Genomic DNA, 19428 nt, shown 5'->3' with positions numbered 1-19428 from the left:
ATCGCCACGCGCACCAGCACGCTCACAAATTCAGCATCCTCCCAATCTGCCGCGTCGCCTCGGCCAACACTTCCGGCTGCGCCGCCTCGAACGCGTCGCGGGTTGCGTCTCGCACCATCTCCTTCGGGATTGCCGGGCCGAACATCTTCTTGATCGGCAGTCGCGCCCTGCCTTCACGCACGAAGGCGTTGTTCGCCAGCGACCCAACGAGGAAAGCACTCTCGAACCGCTGCCAGCGTCCCCATGGCTTGGCGCGGACACCGTAACCAAACTGCCTCGGGCTGAAATGCGACAGGCCCAGATAGTCGCCGCGGGCCTCGATCGTGTAGGACAGGTTCGCGAAGCTGGATCGAATCGTACGCGTCTCGCTGTTGATCAGCCCCGCCTTCGCGCCGGTCTGCTGTCTCAGCGCCCGCCGCACTTGTGTGCGGACCTTGTTGCCCTCCGAGTTCAGCGCCCAGCTGAAGGCGCGCACGGCAGCTTGTTCCCCGACGCTCTGGACTGCGGCCTCGAAATGAACGCGGGTCTGGTCAAGGTCGCGGAGGATGATGTTCACTTTACGTTCCAGTCGTGGTAGCGACGAAGCTCTCATGGAAGGCGCTCTCATGGTCTCATCATCAACATGCCAGCACGAGGCAGAATGTTTGCATGTACATAGCGCCGTGTCGCAACACATCTTGCCATCCGGCTGGACCCGAGGCTGACTGCAAATGGCAAGAGGCTCCCGAAAAAAAGACGAACGACAGCTTGATCTGTTCGATGCACCTGTCGTGATACCGGTTCCCGACGATCAAGTGCAGGCGCCTGTCAAAGCGCCACCCATCGATCCTACCACGTTTGATGACGCCAGATTGGTAGATGCCTTGGCCGCCGCTTCGTTACGGGATGTGCAGGCAATTTCTGCACAGGTTGTTCTCAGACGCCCTCGCGGATGGGAAGGCGCGGCGTTGCGGCTGTGGGTCAGATACCTCGGCTTTGGCTTCCAAAAACCCATGCTGGAGCAAGCCGCCGTTCTGGACCTGATCTGTCAGACACAAAGCAGGGCCTTGCTCAAAGAGGTTATCGCCCGCGGGCCCATTGGCGAAAGCCTCGATGCAGAACTGCTCTGTGCGGCCGCGGCTTGTCATGAACCCCTCGCACGAGAGGTGGTCCTGCGCGGCCTCTCGCATCCGGCAGCAAAGGTTCGGCGCGCTGCGACCCAAATCGCTTTGCAGTCCGGTGTGGAAAGCGCGGACCTGCTGCCTTGTTTGTCAGACGCATCCCACGATGTGCGCCGAACCGCTGCCATCGAAATCGCATCGACGGGCGATGCGGCAGCGCGGGACCTCCTGATTTACGAGATGCGCCAGCAGCCAGACCAAGAAGGGCTGGACGCTTTGGCGTTTGTCGCCAATGAAGATGTTGTCATCAGGCTCGGTCAGATTGCGCGTCAGCATCCTGACTGGACTCCGACCGTTCTGGGAGTATTGGAGGCCATCGGGGGTCCTGTGGCGGCTAAAGTTGCGGGAGGGCTGATGGGGTGATGCCTGCGGCGCGCACGACCCCGAGAATATGATTTATTTAGCCTCTCGGTCTTTGAATGTCACAACCAACGGTGTCTCACCAAAAACTGTCTCACCGCGACAAAACAACTTGACACGCGTTTGGATCATTCTGGCCGCGCCGCGGTCATCGTCCTTTGCAATTGCTTACTCCCCCTGAAGAGGACATGCCGCTTCGCTGCCACCGGTACGATACCGCCGGTGCGCGGGTTACGCCCAATGCGCGCGTTCCGTGCGCGGACCTCAAAACTGCCAAAGCCACGCAACTCAACACGGTCGCCGTTTTCCAAACCGGCCGTGATGGCTTCAAAGATCGCCTCAACGACACGCTTAAGGTCCGCCTTCGTCAAGCCCGGGTAATCCGTAACCAGTTTTTCGATCAGCTCTGCGCGCGTCATGTATCTGCCCTTGAATCAATGGGATAGGTCAGGGGAACGGTTGCACGCGCCCCTGACACAATCAAGCCGTCTGGCCGATCACGAACGCCATCGAGCGCTTTCGCGGCACGGCTCTGCCGTTGAGCCGCCAGACAATGACCGCAAGCCCGTACTCGTACCGCCGATGCGCGGTCGCCCGGCTGATGCCGTGGCGCCAGGTGATCCGCTTCCACGGTTTGCGGTTGGCCCGCGCCCACAGGATCTCGCCGATGTCCTTGTCCAGCCACCGGAGCCACAGCATCGCCTCATCGGCTTGCGTGATCATCCGTGGCGACGGCAGCGGCTTTTTCATCCGGGGCTCTTGCTCCACCTGATCGGCGAAGCTCAAGACGTACTCGGGCCACGCGCTGACATAGCCCTGCGGGCCCACCGGTGGCAGGCTGTGCATCACGTCTGCAGCAAGGTCCAAACGATCAGCCACCATGGCCCGGGTCCAGTCACCGCCCATGACGCACCTCCCTGCCCTGCGGGCGTTTGCCATAGAGTTTCGTACCAAGCTGCTCGACCAATGCGCGCTCGGGCCATGTCAGTCGGTGATCATCCACGCTGACCGCGAGCAGACCCTGCTCTTGCCAGCCATCGCGCTTGACCTGGTCAGGGTCACGGCGATGACCGCCGTAGCCCTTCGGAGTGAACCGCATGCCCATCACGCCAGCCCTCCCTGCGTCTCGATCGCCCAGAGCAGGATCGCGATGGCGTCCGCCTCATTGTCATCGGCGGGGCTGAAGCCACGCTTGCGGGCAGCATCGATCATGGCCTGCTTGTTCGCATTGCCGTGGCCGGTGGCGTGGCGCTTGATCGTGCCGACCGGGACGCCCTGGTATGGAACACCGCGCAATTCCCCCCAGCTGGTCAGAACAGCCAGCAGGCCGCCGTGGACATGAGCCGCGTCAGTGCCTGCATGCCGGCGGACTTCTTCGAAATAAATCGCTTCGATCGGCCCGGACAGCCGGTTGATCTCGGACAGCCAGTTGGTGAAGCGCAGGTAGCGCATGCCGCCACCGTCGTAGCGGCCGGGCTTGAAGCTGACAGCGCCGCTGGTGATCAGCCCGTCATAGCCGCGTAGCGCCCAGCCGGTGATGGTGCCGAGGTCCAGCGCCAGAATTGTGCGATGGCCCTGCGCAGGCGGCATGGGCGTTTTCGGGGTTGCGCCGAGATGGGCGTCGGCGAGAGTCGTGTCAGCCATGAGTGGTCTCCTCTTCTGGTTGGCTGCTCGGGTAGAAGACGACGGCGGTTGATGCTTGGCGGTACCGGCCGCCGTCGTCGGATAGGAACGAGACTGTTTGTCAGGCTCCTGAACTTTGAACTTCGCATCGTTTAGGGGGCAGGCCCCAAGGGTTGCCCCCTAATACGTAGTATAGGGGGGTCACACTCTCTCTCATAAAACCCTTACAAGCGTCTGTTTTCATTATGTTTTATCCCATTTTTGATGACAGAGGAGCATGACAGAGGCCTCTGTCATCGTCATTGGCAAGCTGTTGATTTAACTGGATTTATGACAGAGGCATGAGGATGACAGTGGCCTCTGTCATATGACAAAGTCAGTCATCGCCGCCCTCCGGAAAGACCCAGACGGCCGGGTTTTCGACCGCCCTCGCGCGTCCGGAATGGGGGCATTTGAAGTGGCTCGGCAGGACCAGTTCGCCCACGGCCAGCACCTCACCAGTCTCGGGATCGATCACCGGGTCACGTCCGAACCGCATGCCTTCAACGCAGAGATAGCCGAAGTGCGACTTGGTCGCGGGGAAACCATGTTCGGCAAGATCGCGGCGAAACTTCACGAAGCCTTTTGTAGCCAGAACATTGATCCGCTGCCGAATGGTGAATTCGCTGCCAAGCCCATGCTGATTTTCGAAGCCCGCGCCGAACTGCGTTGACGTGTAGATGCGCCCCTCGGCGGCTTCATCGAAGAGCAGGCGGAGGATCACGTCACGTTTCCGGTCCCGCTCGGCGTCATGTTTGGCACCCATTTCGCCCCCTATTATCCGCTCATTCATCGGATTGATCTCAACCCATTCTCCCTTGACCTTGTCGATCAGTTTGGGCTCCAACGCGGGACCGTTGCGCAGTTCGATTTCCAGCTTGCGCTGCGGGCTTTCTTCGTCCGGGCGGTGCAGGATCAGGCCTGAGGTATAGAAGCCCCGCAGCGCGCTGGCGCCGGAGAGGGCCAGAAACGGGTCGTCCTTCACCTGCTGCTTGCTGAGTTTCTTGGTATGGTGCGCGAGGATCACGCCACAGTCGGGATTGATGTGATCCCGCAGCACCTCGACCCGGTCCTTCAAGAAGAACATCATCGCGGTGTTGTCGTTTTCGCCACCGCCCTCGGGACCGCCATCGAAGAGGTTCCGGATCGGGTCGATGCAGATGATGTCCACCGGCTCGGCCGGGAAGGCCCGCCGAATAGACCCTGCGACACGGACGCTGCCCTCCGTATCAAGAAGCAGGTTCAGCTTGGGCGTGGCCAAGAGGTTGTCCCGCGCGCCGGTCAGGACCTCTGGCGGCAGGCTGATCTGCTTCATCCGCTCGCGCAGATAGTGATACTGGATTTCCGCCTGCAGATAGAACACGCGCAAAGGCCGCGGTGGTGTGAAGTCGAGGAACGGCACGCCTGCGGCCATGTGCACGAGCCAGGAGATCAGAAGATCGCTCTTGCCGACCTTGGGCGCACCGCCCAGTACCAGCAGCCCGCCGGGCGTCAGCACACGCGGTGCGATGATGTCCGCAGGCATAGGGCTGTCGTCGTCAAGCAGCGCGCCAAGCGTGAAGGCGGGCATGTCATCGGGTGCTGGCGCGGCACTGTCGAGGCGGATGAGCGGCGGTCCGTATTTTTCCACATGTCGGGCCCAGAGCCGTTCGGATTCACGCTTGAGCCGTTCCACGGGCCATTGGGGCCGCAGCATGGCGGCGTTGTAGCCGCAGATGCCCTCCCAACCCTCGCCCTTCGACATCCGGCCCTCATGCACCATGCGGATAAAGTATCCGATGGCCGCAGACGCCCCCTCGAAGCGCGACCAGTCATCCTGCGCGCTCTCGCGCACCGGGGTGACCAGCACATCATCGACAGCAGGCTTGTCAGACGCGGCGAAGTCCGGCTGCAACGACACACCTGGGGCGGGCGGCATATCGGTTACGGCTTCCGTGAACTCCGAGAGATCGCGTTCGCGCTTGGCCTTCAGTTCCACGATCTGGACCTGGGTCTTGAGGCTGTTCTTGTAATAGACAGAACCTGCCACCCGGATCGGCTGATGCGCCGAGCGGAAGTGCATGTCTCCGCCGACCTTTGCGGCAATGTCACCGCGGATACGGGTCACGCGGGCGATATCGCTGCCCTCGGCGGGCTCGGTGAGTTTCCACCAGACATGGGCCTTGCGCTGGCCCTCTGGCGTCACACCACCGCTTTCGACCACCATCGTGGGTGGGCCGAGATGGCGCTCGAGATGCGCCCGCTTGGCGGCGATGTCGCCAGTGTCGATATCGACGACCACAGCCTGCATCTGCAGAATGTCGGCCGCCTTTGCCTGTCCTTGCTCGGCGACGGTACCGGGGATGACATAGACCGCAGCGCCTTCGTGTGCCGCCCAATTGGAAAAGGTGGTCATCTTCTCCGTGACGGTGTCATTCGCCTCGATCCAGATGTTATGCGGGCGGCCATCAAAGCCCTGCCCCTTGTCGATAAAACTGCGGACCGGGATCAGCCCGTCGCAATAGCCGAACACCACCTCCATGAATTGGGCGATCTGCTCGGGGTCTGGTTCATCCCCAAACACATCGATCTGCGGCGCTGCATCGTTGAAGTCGCGCCACGGATTGAAATGGACAAGGTTTTCCTTGGGCGCGTCCGGCGCGTTATCGTTTCCTTCTGTACGATCATCATGGGCCATGTCGGCCTCCTCTTTCTGATGGTCTGTGTCAGGCGGGTCCTTTGGGGCATCCGTCATGCCGGCAGCTTCCAACAGCGCTCTGCCCAGGCGCAGAACCGGCATTCGAAAAAGTCACGATTGGCCGCGACGCGCGGCAGCAATTCGCCTGCATCCGTGGCGCGCAGGACGCGCACACCGCGATCCGACATGCGCTGCGCCAGTTCAGCGCCGAACGGGACCTGCTCATGGTACAGTTCGGCCGTGTCCTTGTTGATCGCGGTGAACATGGCCGGGTTCGCGGAAATCCCCGGCACCTGCGCTTCCATGTAGGCCTGATAGACAGCGATCTGCGCGGCGTAGACCGGCTTTGACTTTGCCACGCCATCCTTGACGCAGGCGCGCCAGTTCTTCGCGTTCATGGTCTTGCATTCCCAGAGCGCGGGAACGGCGAGACCAAAGCCCTCGGGCCCCGCTGCAATGATGCCATCGACATGACCGCGGATGCGCCCGCCCGCGACAGAGAACCCGAACTGGCCCCCATCAGGGCGGTTGCCTTTCTGCGTGTAGAGATCGAACCCCGCGCCGCGCAGCCAGCGGATCGCAAGCTCTTCCAGCTCGTGACCAATGGCGAAGATGCGCAGAACCTGACCTGAGAAGTCCTGGCCCTCATCTTTCGGCGTGGCCGTGAACTCGAACTGGAGTGCGCGCTCACAGGCATGGCCAAGCCGCGAGCCACCGAGATAGTCACGGGTTGTCCGGGCGACGTTTTCGGCGGTGATAGCCGCGTCGACAGCTTCATTGACGCGGTCGGCAAAGCTTGGCGTATGGTTGAAATCGAGGGTCAAAACGGCACTCCCCCACCAAATTCGGCGTTGATTTCGAACATCTCGTTGCGGAAGGTGTCGATTGCGACCACCAGCAGAGCGTGCATCTGATACTCGGTCAGATCCGCAAAGGTCCGGTCCCAACCGATATCGTCCAGTTTACGGCCAACTGCGCGCATGACGGCAGGCATCGCCATTGCTTCTTCTTCGGTAATCTCTGCCATTTTCAGTCCTTTCTTTGCTTTTCGGGTGAAGGCCGACTGGCATTGCAAAGAGCAAAACCAGCGGTATGTGCGTTTGCTGCGGGGCTTTTTCGGATCGAACCAGCCGAAGCCACGGGTGCGAGATGTGCAGACGGCGCAGAGCGTGCTGCGCGGATGCCAGAGGCGATCAAAGCCTGGGCGATCCGGAGCCACTGTGGGCGGGGATACGATTTGCGCGACATGGCTCACGCGGCCTCCCGGGCAGCCGGTGCTGCACTCAGGATCAGCTTTCGGATCACCCGCTTGTTGAACCCGAACGTCATCAACGCCGAGGCCTTGTAGCGGGTCAGGCCAAAGTCGCCGCGCGCCGCGGGCGTGAGGTACTGCAGCTGTTTTTCGGTGGCCGGTTGCTTCAGCCAGCCGCGGGTCTTGAAGGCGCTTTCATCAGTTTCATGAGCGTTCAGCCAATCGTCGGCCTGCGCCAGGCAGATGGCACGCTCACCAACTCCCAGAAGTTGGGTCACCTCACCCTTGGCGCCCCCAACGGCGTACCAGACCCCCTCCAACCAGAAGACCCCACCCCAGGCTGTGAAGCCCGTGGCCATCAACGCGTCTTCGGTCCCGAAGAGATCGACCCATTCAAAGCTCGAACGTTTCAGAAGGTCGATTTCCGTCATCAGGAAGCCGGACAGATCACCGTCAGGTCCCTCCTGGCTTTTGAGATCCTCCTCTGTATCGATCAGCGCCTCGCCGCAAATCGGACATTCACGACAGGCCAGGGGGATTTCGGCTTCGCATTCAGGACATGTCTTGGTCGGGGCTTCCCCAGTTCCGGAGGTGCCGTCGAGATCGACATCCTGCTCAAGTGTGCCATGCGTGAGGCTGGATGTGCCAAAGTCCAGAACAATGCAGTCGGTTTTCACAACGCCGGGGAACTCGGCGGGATCCACGATACGCAGCCCGCGGCCCACCATCTGGATCATGGTCGATTTGTAAGAGCTGGGGCGCAGGAGAACCACGCAGGAGGTGGGCGGATGATCCCAGCCCTCTGTGAGTACCGCCACATTGGTAATGACGCGGATTTCGCCGCGGGCGAAGGCGGCCAGAATGGCGCGCCGTTCCTCCCCGGGCAGATCACCATGGATCAGGCCGGCCGGAATTCCCGCGGCGTTGAAGGCCTCGGCCACATGCGCGGCATGCGCCACGGTGGAGCAGAAGACGACCGTGGGGCGGTCCATGGCCTTTTCCTGCCAATGCCGGATCACCTCCTCGGTGATCGGAGCACGGTCCATGATCTCAGCCACCTCTGCCATGTCAAAATCTGACATGGTTTTGCGCACGTCCTTGAGCTTGTCCTGCACGCCCACGTCGATGACAAAGGTGCGAGGAGGCACAAGGTGCCCAGAGGCGATCAGCTCTCCCAGGCGAATCTGGTCCGCGACATTGTCGAAGACCGCGCGCAGGCCCTTTTTGTCGCCGCGATTGGGCGTGGCCGTCACCCCGAAGATGCGGGCGTCGGGGTTGGTATCGCGCACATGGTCGATGATCCTGCGATAGCTGTCAGCCACGGCATGATGCGCCTCATCGATCACCAAGAGGTCGAGCTTCGGCATGGACGCCAGATTGCGCTCCCGCGTGAGCGTCGGAACCATGGCGAAGGTCACCTGCCCGCCCCAGGACTTGGTCGTGGCATCCACAACGGAGGTGGTGATCGCCGGATTGACCCGCCCAAACTTCGCGCGGTTCTGCTCGGTCAACTCGTCGCGGTGGGCGAGCACGCAGGCCTTGGCGTCGGTCTCGCCAATACTGTCGCCGGTGACCGCCGACAGCATAATCGATTTACCTGCCCCGGTCGGCGCGATGCCGAGCGTGTTCGTGCGGGTGCCAAGCGCAGCAAGGCTGCGCTCGACGAAGGTTTTCTGGCGGGGACGCAAACGCATGGCTGTACCCTTACTCAGCCCAGCTGGGCCGGCCCGGGAAGCCCGGTGCAGCTGGTGTCTGCTGCTCAGACGTCTGGTGCGACTGTGGCGCTTGGGACGGATGACCTTGCACTGGCGCAGAGGTGGCCGGTGCCGGATAACCATGTGCAGGTGAAGCGGGCGCGACCGGTGCCTGATACTGAGGCGCGGACGCGGGCAGCTGCATCTGCGGTGCCATGCCAGGGGCTGCGACAAGTCCCATGACCTGCGCATAATCGCGGTGGTCCGGCATGACCGCGCTCTTGATCTCGTTCTTGTCCTCGCCGTTGGTGTCGGTGCCGACATCGATCCGTGCGACGAATTCGAGGCCATCCAGATCAGCAAAACCGCTAATGCGGCGCCGGGCCTGCGCTTCGGGCGAGTGGTCCTTGTCGGAAATCCCCCTTGCCGAGTTGAGGATACCCCGCACGAGGCTGCGGCCCATATTGGCCCAGTTCGGGCCATTGGGGCTGTAAAGCCCGATCATCGACCAGATCTTGCGCTTGGCATACTGCCCTTCGAGGACCGTATATTCGGCATCGAGATAAACCGACCCAGTGCTGCCACGTTTGGCATAGCCGCCGGTCCAACCCTGGGCAGGGTCGTCAAACCCGCCCGGCCGGATGGTCAGGCGCACCTTGGCCAGCGTGCCTTTGGGGATGACATTGCTGTTTGATTGGGCATCATTGAAATCGTTCCAGAGAGACATGGCTCGGGTCCTTTTAGTTGGTGGAAGCGTTGGAGGTGTCAGCCGTCGCGGGGGACGGCTGCGCAAGCTGAGGCGGCTGGTAGGTCAGCCGGCGTTCGGCGGGCACGAGGGGACCGCGGATCTTGTCCATCAGCTGACCCAGATGCGGCGGCTCAATCAGGTCGAGACGGCCGGAGCGATCCTTGGCGGGGTAGCCCCAAGGGTTCAGTGTCTGGCAGACAAAACCACGCTGAAGGATGTCACCCTCGCCTTTGATCTCGGCCATGGTGATGACCTGATCGACGATCCCGGGCAGCTCCAACCCGGTCTTGCTGCCGTCGATCTGTGGCACGAAGACCTTGCGATTGAAGTCGTCGAGCTTCTGATCGAGGATGCCCACGAACCAAATGTTCTTGCCGCGCGTGTGCTGCAGGTGGGTCAGCCAGGCAATCATCTCGCGACCGTGCAGGCCATACGCGCCCCGCACATCCGCTTTGCCGGTCTTTTCCGAATGCGCCTCAGGCTGGCCCTTGCACCACTGAAAGCACAGCCGTCCCGCCACGGTAATCGAGTCAATGAACACCGTGTCGTAGGTATCGAGCGCAGCAGGATCGCCGAACTTCTGGCAAACAGCGGCATAATGGGCCGCGCTGTACGCCTGGTCGTCGCGCAGCGCCGGGTTCGGGCCACCGATGAACACCGCGAAATCCCGACATTCCGTCCAGGTCCGCGGCCGAATGGCATCAATAGCCAGCCCTTCGATGGCAAGATCACCAGCTTCAAGGTCGAAGAACAGCGTGGTGGAATTCCGCAATGTCCAGAGAAGGCTGGTTTTGCCAATCCCGGATGGACCGAAGATCACACCCTTGATCCCGCGGGGCTCGGCCATGCGTTGATCGGCCGTGATGATGGGGAGTGCGCCGGTCATGACAGCACCTCGCCGATCTCATCCGCAGTTTTGGCGATTCGGATCAGGCGTGCATCGTGGATTTGATCGCGGCGAAGACCAAGATGGGCTGCGGTAGTGGTGTTGCGCTTTTCAACACCACTTTCCCATCCACGCTTTGCCACCTCGCCCCGCGCTTGCGCTGCATCATACTCGTCAGCAAGCCGTCGCTTGGCGGCAGCCTCGATTTCGAGGGCATCGGCCTGAGCCCGATGGGCGGCAGCGACAAGTTCGTCATGGGCGGCTTTTGCGCTTTTGAGCCGTGCAGCCCGTTTAGCGACATCATAGGCAAGTCCAGCTGCCTCACGAGCTTCGAGCACCTCAGCGGCTGTCTTGGCACTGGCCAACATCGTGGCGGCGCGATCGATCAGGCCGGGAAGATTGTCACCAGCAAGGGGAATGGGAGTGAGAGCAGTCATTGTCCGCCCTCCTCGCGCTCCAGCGTCACCTTGAGCGCACCCACCTTCACGGTGCGCGCGGGCTCGAAGCCTTTGCGCCAAGCCTCGGGCAGCGCGGTGTATTTGCGCTCCGAGACGGTCAGCTTGATGCCGATGAATTCGGCCGGGTCGTCGCCGCTGTCGGAGATGCTCCGGGCAATCTGCGCCAGCTTCTCCTGGTCCCAGTCGATGCGCTTGGGCAGATCGGCCACGACGGTGTAATCGCCATCAGCGAGGCGGACGGTGCCAGTGTCCTTGCCGCAGGCACGACGGGCCTCCGCGGCGCGCGTGGCGTAGCGGACCTCAAGGGCTGTGTTGAAGCGCGCGGTGGCGGCCTTCAGCTGCTTGCCAGCATGGTCAAGTTCGCCTTGAAGGGCGGCCAGCAACGCGACCGGCATCTGCGCCAACTCGCCGGTCGGCATGTTGAGCATGTCATCCACGCTCGGGGTGTTTTGAGGATAGGTCATTGGGTCTCCTTTCTGGGGGTATGGGTCAGGCAGCTTCCGCCAGCTGCGTGACGGCTCTTTCCGTGCGGGATGTCTTGGGTCGGGCGATGGCCAGATAGGCAAAGCGGTCTGGCCCCAGCCGTTGCTGAACCAGATGGGCAAGTCCCACCGCTTCGCTCCAGAAGGCACGGTCGCGTAGACACGCCAACTCGGCGCGGGCATTCGGGTCCAAATCTGACGTGACCTTGTCGGCATCCACCGCGAGATAGCCGCGGTGATATTCCAGACGGTCGCCTGGTATCGCCTGCGCCACCCAGGCGCAGAACTGGATTTCCGTCAGCGGGGCCTTCGGCCGGATCGTGGTGATGGTTGCTGTGATCATGTTGTTGCTCTCCTCGCCCTGCTTCTACTCACGCGATCTCAAAACCGTCCCAGCAGGGGCCGAGACCGTAGGCGGTGAGCAAGGGTCGAAGGGCGGCGATCCGGCGATAGAGGGTGGAGCGTTTGACGGCGCCTTGGGCGACCAGGTCAGAAACGGTGAGCCGGGACAGGACACGGCAGAGCTGACGGTCATCGTCGCGTAAACGGGCCAGAGCACATTCCGTAGCGAGCCGTGCATGCTGCATGTCGATGTCAAAAGGGCGCTGGCCGTACCAGTTGGCGAGGCCATCCTCTTCAAGCAGCAAGTTTTTCAGAGGCTCGCGACTACCGGCCATCGGCGCATCAAGCGAAAACATCCACCCGTCCTGCTCTCGGCGCTGACGCTGGATGCGCATTGCGATCCGCGACGACTGATTGCGCAGAATAATATTCGCAAAGGCGCCAATGCTGCCGCGGCGGGCGTCAAATCCGGGCAAACGACAGATGAGATCGAGCAGCAGATCCTGGGACAGATCCTCGAGGTCAGCTGGCGGCAGATTCAATTTGCGGTGCAGGCGACGTGCGGCGCGATCGGCCTCGTCGATCAGTGTGACAACGTCAGCGGTAGATAATCTGGGGGGCATGGTCGGGGTCCTCGAAGCTTGATTTCTCTTGCTCCAAACTTCGCCGACCCCGGCCTGCCTTTGGTGTGTTTGTGGTGTGTGTTTGGTGTGTCGCGGACTCAGCCCAGGATTTCGATCTCCTCACGGTTCAGCGCCAGGCGATAGCCAATACCGCGAACCAAAACGAATAATTCATCGACCTGTGCACGCGTAAGGCCGCAGCCGATCAGCGCGTTGCGCAGATCCCGAATGATCTCTTTTGCTTCACGGCCCGTGTTGATCTCAATTTCCTGTTTCTTCAGCCTCGGGTCGGGTCCAACTGCCTGCTCGACGAACAGACGAACCAAGGCGAGCATGTGGGAGGGTAGGTCCAGGACCCGGCCATCCAGCGTCACAGCTTGCCGACTACGATGGACAGTCAGGCGAACACGGTTGCCAGAAGGCAGTAAGGCATCGAAGGAAATCGCTTCACCGCCTTTGCCATCATTGCCGAGGACCTCATCGACTTCGTGAACGTCGATTTCCATGTTGCGCAGTTGGATACTGCTGGCTTGATCGATGTCATCGAACACCAAGATCGGCGGCGTGCCTCCGGCCAATGATTTCAGCAGCAGCGAGGCGCCAGGCGTGAACACGTCCCTAGGCGATCGACACAGAAAGATGCTGCGCCCTGTCGCCGACTTCCCCATTGACCATAGCCCAGAGGAAATCACCGCCGGTACGCCCGTCAACTTACCCGCTGCGGCAATTGCCGCGATCAAGTGTTCCCCGTGGATCCGGAAGCGCCTCAGGTCGTTTGGTTCGAGGATCACGTCCCGACTGGGGTCAAGCGGACAGCAGGCGACGATCTTGCCGTCGATTTCCCGGATCACCCTTGCATCATAGCCGCAATCGCAATGCGCGCAGGTGCCCCAGCTGTCGATCTTGCGGTCTTCGATCAGAATGCGGGCCCTGAGCAGCTTGTTGATTTCGGTTTCAGGGAAACATCGCAACAGCCGGCCGGAAACCTCAGGGCGCGCGCCTGTCCTATTCAGCCGCTTCCACAACCAGATCAAAATCATGGTCTTTCTCCAGCCCGTTGCGTGCAATAAGTGTGTGGATCGATTTCTCGAACCGTGTACGGCGGAACGCCAGAGTTCCGGGCGGTTTCAGGCGCACTGTGGATTGCGCAGGTTTTTTCTTGCCCACATGGAAGAACACACGGAATGTGATCTCGCCCAGCCGCCAGCCTTGCCGAAAATCCACCTCGCTATTTGCGAAGTTGCGCAGCGCTCCATTGAGATCCTTGGTCAACCAGCTGCGCAGATGCCGCGACGCCTGCGCGTCCTCATCCCATTCGAAAAGATCGGCTGCTGCCGACACGATGGTCACACTATGGATGGATTCATCATGGCGGTGCTCGAAGGAAAAATCCGACCCGGCTTCGGAAATCGGCTCCAGTGTGTAGAGGTCACGCGCATGATCTCCGGCAAAGAAACCGGGGCGTCCCAACACATGGGTGGCGAAGAGTTCAGCCAACTCGGTCTGCTGGGATTTCAGCACGCCACCGATGAGAAGGCGCCCTTCGGTCGCATCATAGCGCAGGGCGGCGTATTTGACCGCGCGCACCGTGATGATTTCTTCGCGGTCGCCAGCCACCACGGGTGTGGTTTTGACCGGCGCACCATGGCTCAGGACAAGGTTGAATTCGTTGTCCTCTACATATGGTGCCAAACGGCAGTAGCCGCCCTGGAGATCCTTTGCGAAGAGCTCAGCAGCCACAGCCTCAAATGCCGTGCCAACATCGTCGGTAAAATCCACAGGCACATCTCGTTTCGGTCCGCGATACTCCGCCATCGCGGTCGGCGCGCGCAGTGCCATCTGATCGGCCGCAACCTCGAAAAGCTCATGATGGTGAAGGTAAACAAGGAGCGCGACGTGTTTCGGGTCATGCGCGATGGGGGCATCGCCCGCTTGTTCCACGTCGGATTTCTCGAACAGCGTGATCTGTTGGCGCCGCGCCGCCGACAGGACTGTGTCCAGCCCATGTGACGTGCCCAGTTCTGCAATGCGATGCAGGTCGGCCACAAGGCCCTCTGACCAGTCGTTAACGGGCTGGTCAAAATACTCTGCCAGCAGTCGACGCTGGTCTGCATCTGCATCATCAAAAGCTATGGGCAGTGCCCCACCCACAAAATGGCGCTCGAAAAGCTGGCACATCAGCTTGGGATCAATGGTCTTCAGGAAACGTGGATTCACGAATTTCTTCAGGTTGCCTGCCATGGCGAGTCCTTTCTGTTTGGAAAATGATGTTCATCCTATGTTCTCATCGTCACAGGTCAATCACCGCGTTGGGCGTGGGACGGTTTCCGAAGGTGGTGAGTAGAAGCTGGGCGAGAGAATAATCCGAGGCCCACATGAAACGCCCCAATCCCCTGCCCGCCGACTTGATGTCACCCACCGAGCGCAGGGCTGAACTCTGCGCCCTTCTGGCCATCGGCCTGATCCGTCTGCACCAGCGCGAAATACCCCAACTCTCTGACCCATATGGAGAAAGTTCGCTACACAACTCAGCCAACCAGAGCGTTCATGCAACTCCGACTCACCGGAGAACCGCATGACAAACCACAATCCTATTCCTGCGCGCCTCGCCGCGCTGAAATCCACCCCCACCAAGGACCTGAAAGATCAATGGCGCGAGCTGTTCGACAGCGAACCGCCACCCTTCAACCGGCGCTACCTCGAAAGCCGGCTGGCGTACCGCATCCAGGAACTCGCCTATGGCGGGCTCAAGCCGGAGACGATCCGGCGGTTGGAACGGCTTGGTGAGGAACTCGACGGCGGTGACCGCAAGAAAAGCCGTATCCGTGCAGATTTCCACCCGATTGCAGGCACGCGGTTGCTTCGTGAATGGCAGGGTGTTGAGCAGATCGTCACCGTCACCGCCGACGGCTTCGAATGGCAGGGACGCCCCTACAAGTCGCTGTCCGCCATCGCCCGCGCGATCACCGGTACGCGCTGGAACGGCTGGGTGTTCTTCGGGCTCAAAAGCCACAGGGGGCGGACATGACGAAGCCGCCGGAAAAATCGAAGGTCGTCCGCAAGCTGCGGTGTGCCGTCTACACCCGGAAGTCCTCCGAGGAAGGGCTGGAGCAGGAGTTCAACAGCCTGCACGCCCAGCGAGAGGCCTGCGAGGCCTACATCGCCAGCCAGCGCTCCGAGGGCTGGGTGCTGGTCCGCGATCAGTATGACGACGGCGGCATTTCGGGCGGCACGCTGGAGCGGCCTGGATTGAAACGGCTGCTGGAGGATATCGAGGACGGGCTGGTCGACGTGGTCGTAGTCTACAAGATCGACCGCCTCAGCCGCTCGCTGGCCGACTTCGCCAAGCTGGTCGAGGTGTTCGACCGTAACGGCGTGACCTTCGTCTCCGTCACCCAGTCGTTCAACACCACCACGTCCATGGGGCGGCTGACGTTGAACATCCTGCTGTCCTTTGCCCAGTTCGAGCGTGAGGTCACGGCTGAACGCATCCGCGACAAGGTCGCCGCCAGCCGGAAGAAGGGCATGTGGATGGGCGGGGTGCCGCCCTACGGCTACCGTGTCGAGAACCGGAAGCTGGTCGTGGACGAGGAAGCCGCGGCGCACGTCCACTGGATCTTCGCCCACTTCCTCGAGATCGGGTCGGGCACGGAGCTGGCGAGAGAGATCACGAAACGCGGCATTCAGACGCCGCGCGGCAACCGGATCGACAAGAAATACATCTACCGGATGCTGAGCAACCGCGCCTACATCGGTGAGGCCGTCCACAAGGGCGACAGCTACCCCGGCGAGCACGACGCCATCATCGACCGCGAGACGTGGGACCGCGTCCACGCCATCCTGCAGGAGAGCCCGCGCAAGCGCGCCGCGCGCACCCGCGCTGAGACGCCCGCACTGCTGAAAGGGCTGCTGTTCGGCCCGGATGGCGCGGCCTTCTCGCCGACGCATACCCGCAAGGGCGGGCGATTGTACCGCTACTATGTCAGCCAGACCGTGCTGAAGCATGGTGCTGGTGCGTGTCCGGTCGGCCGCGTGCCCGCGGCCGCGATCGAGTGCGCTGTCATAGACCAACTCCGCGCCGTGCTCCGCCAGCCGGAGATCGTTGCGGGGACGTGGAAGGCGGCGCGTGCCCACGCCCACACCATCACCGAGGCCGACGCCCGCGCTGCCCTGCAGCAGATCGATCCGCTGTGGGACGAATTGTTCCCGGCCGAGCAGGCACGCATTGTCGGACTGGCCATTGAACGCGTTGATATCACCGTCGACAGCGTCAATGTTCGCCTTCGGATGGACGGTTTGACCGGGCTGGCACGAGAAATGCTGGCTGATCTCGGAACGGCGGCATGACCCGCGCGACGCCAGCACCGGAAACGGTGACAGTGCACATCCCCTTCCGCCTCGTGAAGCGCGGCGGCCGCAAGGAGATGCAGCTGCCGGACGGGGCATCCAGCCAGCGCAAGATAGACAATACCTTGGTCAAAGCACTGGCTCGGGCATTTCGCTGGAAGCGTATGCTCGAATCCGGCGAATTCACGACCATCGCCGAGCTGGCCGAAAGCGAGGGCATCGCGCCGTCCTACATGACCCGCATCATCAGGCTTACGCTGCTCGCGCCCGATATCGTCGAGGCGATCCTGGACGGCAAGCAGGAGCCGGGGGTGTCGCTGGCGCAGTTGATGGGGCCTTTCCCGCCGGAGTGGAACGCGCAGAGGTTCGCGTGGGCTAATTCAACACGTCCCACGGCAAACGAAGAGCAGGCCGCGCCGAAGCGCACGCCCTCCAGCTGACCGGCACCTCGTAGGGCGCGCAGCTCCATCCTCCAAACATGCGGTCAAGCGAAGTGAATCCACATATGCTCCCTGTCAGGGATCGACCTACATTGACAATTAAGGGAAGCGCAGTATTAGTAAGATGCATGAGAATCATTGCCCGCCCCAAGCTCATAGCTTTTGGGAACCGCTTTCCAGATGCGAAGGCGCAACTCGACGCCTGGTGGGCTGAGGCGAAGCAAGCCGATTGGAAGATGCCAGCGGACATCAAGGCGCAGTACCGCAGTGCGAGCATCCTGAAGGGGGGACGTGTGGTGTTCAACATCAGTGGCAACAAGTACCGACTGATTGTGAAGTTCGACTACGAAAAAGGGATAGGGTTTGTTCGATTTCTAGGGACCCACAAGGAGTATGACCAAATCAACGTGGAGGAAGTGTGATGATGAGCGACTATCGAATTCGGCCAATTCATTCTGGACAGGATTACGCCCACGCTCTTGCTCGCGTTGAGGCGCTCATGGATATGGAGCGCTCTCCTTCAGAGGACGACGAACTCGATGTTCTGACGACCCTCGTCGAGGTGTACGAGGATCGGCACTTTCCCATGGACGCGCCTGACCCTATCGAGGCAATTAAATTCAGGATGCAGCAGCTGGGCATCAATCAGAGCGACCTGTCTCCGATCTTTGGCAGCCGCGCTAAGGCCTCTGAGGTGCTCAGTGGGAAGCGTGATCTGACACTGAAAATGATCCGCGCTCTTCATGAGCATCTTGCAATTCCAGCCGCGGTTCTCATTGGCGACGCCGGCGGCCTTCCGAAGTCTCCTACGGGAATTGAGCTCGACCGTTTCCCTGTCGCTGAGATGGCGAAGCGCGGTTGGATTAAGAAGTCGGCGGACCTCAAAGACCGCACGGAGGAAATTGTCCGGGAACTAATCACCTGCGCAGGAGGGCCCGATGCATTGCCAAAGGCGCTGTTTCGCCAGGGCGGAGGTGCACGTGCAAATGCAAAAACCGAGGTGAACGCGTTGCAGGCGTGGTGCCTTCACATTCTCTGCAAAGCTCGTCGAGCTGGCCTCGAAGGCAAATACAAGCTGGGGACTGTGGATCAGGAATTCCTTCGCACACTCGCGCGCCTAAGCAGCTTCGATGAGGGGCCGAAGCTGGCGAAGGAGAAACTTGCCCAACATGGCATTGCACTAGTGGTCGCGGCACATCTGCCGAAAACGTATCTCGATGGGGCCGCGCTTTGGACTGTGGATAAGGTGCCTGTGGTCGGAATGACGATCCGATACGACCGCCTCGACAATTTCTGGTTCTGCCTCCTGCACGAGCTGGCTCACATTGGGCGGCATTTCCCGGACGGAAACGGCGAGGTCTTCATTGACGATCTCCAGCTGCGCGAGAGAAACCACGAGCGCGACGACGATCGCGAACGCGAGGCGGACGAGTGGGCACAAGACGCGCTGATACCTTCGGATCTCTGGCATGAGCATCCAGCACGCGATCGCCCGAGCGTTCAGAACGTGCTTTCGCTCGCTCGCCAGGCCGATGTTCACCCTGCCATTGTCGCAGGACGCATCCGGCACGAGAGGCACAACTATCGTCTACTTTCGCAGTTTGTCGGTGCCGACGCGGTTCGCCCGCTGCTGATGGAGGATACGGCATGAAAAATTAAGCGGGGCAACCGATCAGGCGGCCCCGCTTAACGAGTACGTTGGGAGGGCTTAGGCGCAACCCTCACAGCGTGGCTCCGGAGACCGAAGCACTCTCGTGGTGGTACTCGAGGGATAGACGCTTCGGGACTCCAGGGCAAATCTTTTCACCTGCGCCTAGGAGTATGCCATCGTGGCTACAATCACCGAGCTGACACCTGAGCAGGTGTCGATCATCAAGTCCCGGCTTGCCCGGGGAGACTACCAGCACCGGATCGCTGCTGACTTCGACCTCAACCAGGGGCGCATCAGCGAGATCGCGAATGGCAAGCGCTTTGCAGACGCGCCGCTCGCTTCCATGGAGGCTGAGCATGTCTGACAGGCTCTACAAGCCGGGCCAGAAGGCCCCTAAATCCGGCCAGTACGAGATCACTGGCCCTCGCGGGGGAAGCACCGGCGTGGAACGCACCGTGACGCGGAACGAGCCTCTGCCTCCGCCAGAGCAGAAGGGTCAGCGGTACCGTCTCGTCGACCAGACGAAGCACCGGCGCAAACCCTGAAAATCAACGACACGGCCCGGCAGGCGCCGGGCCGTGTCAGGTCATGTTGCTCTCACCATCGACTTGACGCAGACTGTAATTACTTATCGAGCGAGCAATAA

General features: G+C 61.3%; 25 protein-coding genes and 1 pseudogene. 9 read left to right on the top strand and 17 right to left on the bottom strand.

Going from position 1 to position 19428, the window contains the following annotated elements; translation table 11 throughout:
- Window positions 1–22: 22 nt before the first annotated feature.
- Window positions 23–556, bottom strand: coding sequence for a hypothetical protein (locus ACK3EW_RS06360; RefSeq protein ID WP_493808915.1), 534 nt, complete (start codon window positions 554–556; stop codon window positions 23–25).
- 154 nt (window positions 557–710) lie between these two features.
- Here ACK3EW_RS06360 and ACK3EW_RS06355 point away from each other — a divergent pair, with 154 nt between their 5' ends.
- Entirely contained in the window at window positions 711–1523 is an 813-nt protein-coding gene (locus tag ACK3EW_RS06355; protein WP_493808914.1) for a HEAT repeat domain-containing protein, read from the top strand.
- A gap of 125 nt (window positions 1524–1648) precedes the next feature.
- Here the strand turns inward: ACK3EW_RS06355 and ACK3EW_RS06350 are convergent, their stop codons facing one another.
- The 13 genes from ACK3EW_RS06350 to ACK3EW_RS06290 form a co-directional block, all read right to left on the bottom strand.
- Window positions 1649–1939 (bottom strand): HU family DNA-binding protein, encoded by a 291-nt coding sequence (locus ACK3EW_RS06350; protein WP_493808913.1) that lies wholly within the window; start codon window positions 1937–1939, stop codon window positions 1649–1651.
- Window positions 1940–2000: 61 nt separating this feature from the next.
- Complete coding sequence (locus ACK3EW_RS06345; RefSeq protein ID WP_493808912.1) at window positions 2001–2426, bottom strand: DUF6362 family protein; 426 nt, start codon at window positions 2424–2426, stop codon at window positions 2001–2003.
- The gene (locus ACK3EW_RS06340; protein WP_493809697.1) at window positions 2416–2625 is read right to left on the bottom strand and encodes a hypothetical protein; all 210 of its coding nucleotides are present in this window, start codon (window positions 2623–2625) and stop codon (window positions 2416–2418) included. The genes ACK3EW_RS06345 and ACK3EW_RS06340 overlap by 11 nt, the downstream gene beginning before the upstream one ends.
- Complete coding sequence (locus ACK3EW_RS06335; RefSeq protein WP_493808911.1) at window positions 2625–3164, bottom strand: crossover junction endodeoxyribonuclease RuvC; 540 nt, start codon at window positions 3162–3164, stop codon at window positions 2625–2627. Before ACK3EW_RS06335 ends, ACK3EW_RS06340 begins: the two co-directional genes overlap by 1 nt.
- Before the next feature lie 355 nt (window positions 3165–3519).
- Entirely contained in the window at window positions 3520–5916 is a 2397-nt protein-coding gene (locus ACK3EW_RS06330; RefSeq protein WP_493808910.1) for an AAA family ATPase, read from the bottom strand.
- Window positions 5913–6683 (bottom strand): hypothetical protein, encoded by a 771-nt coding sequence (locus ACK3EW_RS06325; protein WP_493808909.1) that lies wholly within the window; start codon window positions 6681–6683, stop codon window positions 5913–5915. Before ACK3EW_RS06325 ends, ACK3EW_RS06330 begins: the two co-directional genes overlap by 4 nt.
- The gene (locus tag ACK3EW_RS06320) at window positions 6680–6886 is read right to left on the bottom strand and encodes a DUF6511 domain-containing protein (RefSeq protein ID WP_493808908.1); all 207 of its coding nucleotides are present in this window, start codon (window positions 6884–6886) and stop codon (window positions 6680–6682) included. Before ACK3EW_RS06320 ends, ACK3EW_RS06325 begins: the two co-directional genes overlap by 4 nt.
- A gap of 224 nt (window positions 6887–7110) precedes the next feature.
- Window positions 7111–8805: a DEAD/DEAH box helicase gene (locus ACK3EW_RS06315; protein ID WP_493808907.1), complete on the bottom strand. Its 1695-nt coding sequence runs from the start codon at window positions 8803–8805 to the stop codon at window positions 7111–7113.
- Between the two features lie 10 nt (window positions 8806–8815).
- Window positions 8816–9532, bottom strand: coding sequence for a hypothetical protein (locus ACK3EW_RS06310; protein WP_493808906.1), 717 nt, complete (start codon window positions 9530–9532; stop codon window positions 8816–8818).
- Window positions 9533–9545: 13 nt separating this feature from the next.
- On the bottom strand, window positions 9546–10439 hold the full coding sequence (locus ACK3EW_RS06305) for an ATP-binding protein (RefSeq protein ID WP_493808905.1): 894 nt from the start codon (window positions 10437–10439) through the stop codon (window positions 9546–9548).
- Window positions 10436–10876, bottom strand: coding sequence for a hypothetical protein (locus ACK3EW_RS06300; RefSeq protein ID WP_493808904.1), 441 nt, complete (start codon window positions 10874–10876; stop codon window positions 10436–10438). The genes ACK3EW_RS06305 and ACK3EW_RS06300 overlap by 4 nt, the downstream gene beginning before the upstream one ends.
- Window positions 10873–11361: a hypothetical protein gene (locus tag ACK3EW_RS06295; protein ID WP_493808903.1), complete on the bottom strand. Its 489-nt coding sequence runs from the start codon at window positions 11359–11361 to the stop codon at window positions 10873–10875. The genes ACK3EW_RS06300 and ACK3EW_RS06295 overlap by 4 nt, the downstream gene beginning before the upstream one ends.
- Window positions 11362–11386: 25 nt before the next feature.
- A complete protein-coding gene (locus ACK3EW_RS06290) occupies window positions 11387–11722 on the bottom strand; it encodes a hypothetical protein (RefSeq protein WP_493808902.1) in 336 nt (111 codons plus the stop codon).
- Here ACK3EW_RS06290 and ACK3EW_RS06285 point away from each other — a divergent pair.
- Window positions 11706–11924: a hypothetical protein gene (locus ACK3EW_RS06285; protein ID WP_493809792.1), complete on the top strand. Its 219-nt coding sequence runs from the start codon at window positions 11706–11708 to the stop codon at window positions 11922–11924. The two genes, ACK3EW_RS06290 and ACK3EW_RS06285, sit on opposite strands and share 17 nt — an antisense overlap.
- Before the next feature lie 237 nt (window positions 11925–12161).
- Here ACK3EW_RS06285 and ACK3EW_RS06280 read toward each other — a convergent pair.
- The 3 genes and pseudogenes from ACK3EW_RS06280 to ACK3EW_RS06270 form a co-directional block, all read right to left on the bottom strand.
- Window positions 12162–12344: pseudogene (locus tag ACK3EW_RS06280) on the bottom strand (sigma factor); the annotation flags it as partial.
- Window positions 12345–12442: 98 nt separating this feature from the next.
- Window positions 12443–13384: a hypothetical protein gene (locus tag ACK3EW_RS06275; RefSeq protein ID WP_493808901.1), complete on the bottom strand. Its 942-nt coding sequence runs from the start codon at window positions 13382–13384 to the stop codon at window positions 12443–12445.
- Entirely contained in the window at window positions 13350–14585 is a 1236-nt protein-coding gene (locus tag ACK3EW_RS06270) for a hypothetical protein (protein ID WP_493808900.1), read from the bottom strand. The genes ACK3EW_RS06275 and ACK3EW_RS06270 overlap by 35 nt, the downstream gene beginning before the upstream one ends.
- A 334-nt stretch (window positions 14586–14919) precedes the next feature.
- On the opposite strand from ACK3EW_RS06270, the gene ACK3EW_RS06265 reads away from it, so the two are divergent.
- The 7 genes from ACK3EW_RS06265 (at window position 14920) to ACK3EW_RS06235 (ending at window position 19327) form a co-directional block, all read left to right on the top strand.
- Complete coding sequence (locus ACK3EW_RS06265) at window positions 14920–15372, top strand: DUF2924 domain-containing protein (protein ID WP_493808899.1); 453 nt, start codon at window positions 14920–14922, stop codon at window positions 15370–15372.
- Window positions 15369–16691, top strand: coding sequence for a recombinase family protein (locus ACK3EW_RS06260; RefSeq protein ID WP_493808898.1), 1323 nt, complete (start codon window positions 15369–15371; stop codon window positions 16689–16691). The genes ACK3EW_RS06265 and ACK3EW_RS06260 overlap by 4 nt, the downstream gene beginning before the upstream one ends.
- Window positions 16688–17131 (top strand): hypothetical protein, encoded by a 444-nt coding sequence (locus ACK3EW_RS06255; protein WP_493808897.1) that lies wholly within the window; start codon window positions 16688–16690, stop codon window positions 17129–17131. Before ACK3EW_RS06260 ends, ACK3EW_RS06255 begins: the two co-directional genes overlap by 4 nt.
- A gap of 128 nt (window positions 17132–17259) precedes the next feature.
- Window positions 17260–17553: a type II toxin-antitoxin system HigB family toxin gene (locus ACK3EW_RS06250; protein ID WP_493808896.1), complete on the top strand. Its 294-nt coding sequence runs from the start codon at window positions 17260–17262 to the stop codon at window positions 17551–17553.
- A complete protein-coding gene (locus ACK3EW_RS06245; protein ID WP_493808895.1) occupies window positions 17553–18782 on the top strand; it encodes a hypothetical protein in 1230 nt (409 codons plus the stop codon). The genes ACK3EW_RS06250 and ACK3EW_RS06245 overlap by 1 nt, the downstream gene beginning before the upstream one ends.
- A 178-nt stretch (window positions 18783–18960) precedes the next feature.
- Window positions 18961–19146: a hypothetical protein gene (locus ACK3EW_RS06240; protein ID WP_493808894.1), complete on the top strand. Its 186-nt coding sequence runs from the start codon at window positions 18961–18963 to the stop codon at window positions 19144–19146.
- Window positions 19139–19327 (top strand): hypothetical protein, encoded by a 189-nt coding sequence (locus ACK3EW_RS06235; RefSeq protein ID WP_493808893.1) that lies wholly within the window; start codon window positions 19139–19141, stop codon window positions 19325–19327. Before ACK3EW_RS06240 ends, ACK3EW_RS06235 begins: the two co-directional genes overlap by 8 nt.
- Window positions 19328–19428: the final 101 nt, after the last annotated feature.

Source organism: Marivita sp. NO-S04, from assembly GCF_059070475.1.
This window is presented reverse-complemented; position numbering and strand designations above follow the sequence as displayed.